This window comes from Marinactinospora thermotolerans DSM 45154 (assembly GCF_900167435.1).
GTDB lineage: Bacteria > Actinomycetota > Actinomycetes > Streptosporangiales > Streptosporangiaceae > Marinactinospora > Marinactinospora thermotolerans.
Window position 1 is genome coordinate 1 of the sequence record NZ_FUWS01000031.1, and the last position, 3,240, is coordinate 3,240.

Here is a 3,240-nt window from a genome sequence, read left to right on the forward strand (position 1 = left end):
AGGCCACCACGTCCAACGTCGACATGACCAGACCGGCACCGTTACCGATGATGCCGACCTCACCGTCGAGCTTGACGTAGTTCAGACCCTTCGCCTTGGCCTTGACCTCGAGGGGGTCGCCCTCGGCGGCGGAGGCGAGGCTCTCCAGGTCCTGGCGGAACTCGGCGTTCTCGTCCAGCGTCACCTTGCCGTCCAGGGCGACCACGCGGCCGTCCTCGGTGAGGATGAGCGGGTTGACCTCGACCAGCGTGGCGTCCTTGCCGACGAAGACGTCCCACAGCTTGGTGATGATCTCGGCGGCGCCCTGGGCCGCGGCCTCGGGGAGCTTGCCCTTGGCCACGATCTCGGCGGCGACGTCGGCCGGGGCGCCCTTCAGGGCGTCGATCTCGATCTTGGCGACGGCCTCGGGGTTGGTGTGGGCGACCTCCTCGATCTCCATGCCGCCCTCCTTGGAGCAGATGGAGAGGAAGGTGCGGTTCGCCCGGTCGAGCAGGAAGGAGAAGTAGTACTCCTCCGCGATCGCGCTGGCCTCCTCGACCAGGACGCGGTGGACCGTGTGGCCCTTGATGTCCATGCCCAGGATCTGCTCGGCCTTGGCCTGGGCGTCCTCGGGGCCGTCGGCAACCTTGACACCGCCGGCCTTGCCGCGACCGCCCGTCTTGACCTGCGCCTTGACGACAACGCGGGGCTTACCCGCGGCCGCGAATTCTTCGGCGATGGCACGAGCCTCTTCGGCTGTGCTCGCCACCTTTCCCTGGGGTACCGGGACCCCATACTCCGCGAAGAGTTCCTTCGCCTGGTATTCGAACAGGTCCACGAGGGTCCGTCCTTGTAACTCGCTGGCAGCAGATTTCGGCGGAGGCCGCGTCACTCAGCGCGGAACCTTGTCAGGGCCGGCCGCGTTGGAAGATACGTCGAAGAAGCCATCCGCACCATGCGGAAGCTTAGCCCTCTCGGGTCTTGACAGATGACACTGGGGCAGCGTGACCAGTCACTCCAGCCCGGAAACCCACGGATTCCCGCCAGCGGCCCGACATATGCACTGAGAATTCGTGTGAAGCATCACATCCGGTTTCACACCAGGTGGCCGAACTCCTCCCAGCCCAGTTTCGCGATGAGCCCCACCACGACCACGAGCAGGACGATCCGCACGAAGCCGGCACCACGTCTGAGCGCCATACGCGCCCCGATCTGCGCGCCGATGATATTGCACACAGCCAGGCCCAGTCCGAGCAGCCACAGGATGTGCCCGTTCAGGGCGAACACCACGAGGGCTCCGAGGTTGGTCGCGGTGTTCACGATCTTCGCCGAGGCCGACGCCGAGACGAAGTCCAGGCCCGTGATGGTCGTCAACGCGATGATGAGGAACGTTCCGGTCCCGGGCCCGATGAGCCCGTCGTAGAAACCGATGCCGACCCCGGTGACGAGGACCGCCGCGACCATCCGGCGCGTGGACGGCAACGTGGGGTCCGCCGCCACCCCCAGCGTGGGCCTGAACAGGACGACGGCCGCCACCACGAGCAGTACGACCATGATGATCGGCCGCAGCGCGTCGGAGGAGACCATCCCGGCCAGCGCCGCCCCCGAGCCCGCCCCCAACAGCGCCAGCCCAGCGGCCGGACCCACGACGCGGCGCTCCAGCTTCAGTCCCCGCGAATAGGTCACGGCCGCCGACGCCGTGCCGAACACGGCGGCCAGCTTGTTCGTTCCCAGCAGGTTCGCGACCGGGGCGTGGGGAAACGCCACCAGCAGGGCGGGCAGCAGGAGGAGCCCTCCGCCCCCGACGACCGCGTCGACCCAGCCCGCAGCGGCGGCCGCGGTCAGCAGGACGGCGATGATCTCCGGCTCCATCATCCCCACCCGGGAAAAGCACAGAGAAGGACAAAAGATCCCGAATAGGGAAGAACGTCAAGAGTCACAAGAAGTGGAGTGTAACGAGCAGCCTGGAGACGGACTCGCGCCAGGTCCCCTGGAAACACGGGAGGCCGGACCCTGAGGGTCCGGCCTCGACCGAGAAGATGTCCGGCGGCGACCTACTCTCCCACCCCAACATGGAGGCAGTACCATCGGCGCTGGGAGGCTTAACGACCGGGTTCGGAATGGGACCGGGTGTTTCCCTCCCGCCATGACCGCCGTAACCTTGAGCCCGCGACGAGTGGATCCGGGAGGATCCCCGCCGGGGAAGCGTCATGTGCAAGAACAACTATAGCGCAGCCGCGCGGTGCCCGTGACCATCGCTCCGGCCACGAGGCGCTCCAGGTTCAGGCCGCCAGTCCCCCGCCGATGTTCATGCGCACCCAGTCGGTGATCTCCGAGGTGGTCGCGCCGGGCGTGAACACCTTCGCGACACCGAGCCGCTCCAGCTCCGGGATGTCGTCCTCGGGGATGATGCCCCCGCCGAACACCGTGATGTCGGTGGCGTCGTTCTCCTTCAACAGCTCCAGGACCCTGGCGAACAACGTCATGTGCGCGCCGGAGAGGATCGACAGCCCGATGGCGTCGGCGTCCTCCTGAAGGGCCGCGCTCACGATCATCTCCGGGGTCTGGCGCAGCCCGGTGTAGATGACCTCGACCCCCGCGTCCCGCAGCGCCCGGGCCACGACCTTGACGCCCCGATCGTGCCCGTCGAGCCCCGGCTTCGCGACGACGACCCGAATCGCTGATGACGCTCCCATTGGCCGACCTCTCGTCCAGCATCTCCCTCCTCGTTCCTCGTGAGAGCGCGGAGAGAGCCGATCAGTGAACTCCTGTGCACACCGCAGCGTAACCCAGATCACGCTGGGGCTAGAGAAGCAGGGGCTGGGTATTGGTCGGGACATGACAGACGACCATGCCGAACTGGAACGACTTCCCACCGAGGAACTCCGCCGACGCGCCGTCTCCCTTGCCCAACGTCGCTGGGACGCCGGTTTCTTCTGGGAGCTGATCCGCACGATCCCCGCGGCGGAGGTCGCCGCGGGGCGCCCTCAGGCGGGCGAGGCCGGCGTGGCCCATGCTTCGACGCTCTTCTCCCAGATCGTCGCCGAACGCGAGGGCGACCGCGGCCTCCAGGAAGCGCTACGCCCGCTCTACCTCGACTACCTCATCCGCCACGAGGAGTCCTCCTGATCCTGGCGGCGAGACGCCTCTGGTTCCCGTCGTTGGAGCCTGCCACGTTGCCGGCGCTGTTTCGGCCCCCACCCCAGAGGCAGGAACCCCGCTCTATAGTCACCGGCCAGGAAACCATGCCCGCCCCCTCTC

4 protein-coding genes and 1 rRNA gene are annotated in these 3,240 nt (G+C 67.4%); 1 reads left to right on the top strand and 4 read right to left on the bottom strand.

Annotated elements, in window-relative coordinates; genetic code table 11:
- The 4 genes from B5D66_RS24780 to B5D66_RS24795 all read right to left on the bottom strand — a co-directional run.
- On the bottom strand, positions 1 to 817 hold an 817-nt coding region (locus B5D66_RS24780), incomplete at its 3' end, for an ATP-grasp domain-containing protein (protein WP_078764246.1).
- A 257-nt stretch (positions 818 to 1,074) separates the two neighbouring features.
- Positions 1,075 to 1,851, bottom strand: a complete 777-nt coding sequence (locus tag B5D66_RS24785) for a sulfite exporter TauE/SafE family protein (RefSeq protein WP_078764247.1) — start codon at positions 1,849 to 1,851, stop codon at positions 1,075 to 1,077.
- Positions 1,852 to 2,020: 169 nt separating this feature from the next.
- Positions 2,021 to 2,137: ribosomal RNA gene (gene rrf / locus B5D66_RS24790) — 5S ribosomal RNA — on the bottom strand.
- 124 nt (positions 2,138 to 2,261) lie between these two features.
- Positions 2,262 to 2,675 (bottom strand): coenzyme B12-dependent isobutyryl CoA mutase small subunit, encoded by a 414-nt coding sequence (locus B5D66_RS24795; protein WP_078764248.1) that lies wholly within the window; start codon positions 2,673 to 2,675, stop codon positions 2,262 to 2,264.
- 142 nt (positions 2,676 to 2,817) lie between these two features.
- Between B5D66_RS24795 and B5D66_RS24800 the strand changes: the two genes are divergently transcribed.
- Positions 2,818 to 3,108, top strand: a complete 291-nt coding sequence (locus B5D66_RS24800; RefSeq protein WP_078764249.1) for a hypothetical protein — start codon at positions 2,818 to 2,820, stop codon at positions 3,106 to 3,108.
- Positions 3,109 to 3,240 lie beyond the last annotated feature (132 nt).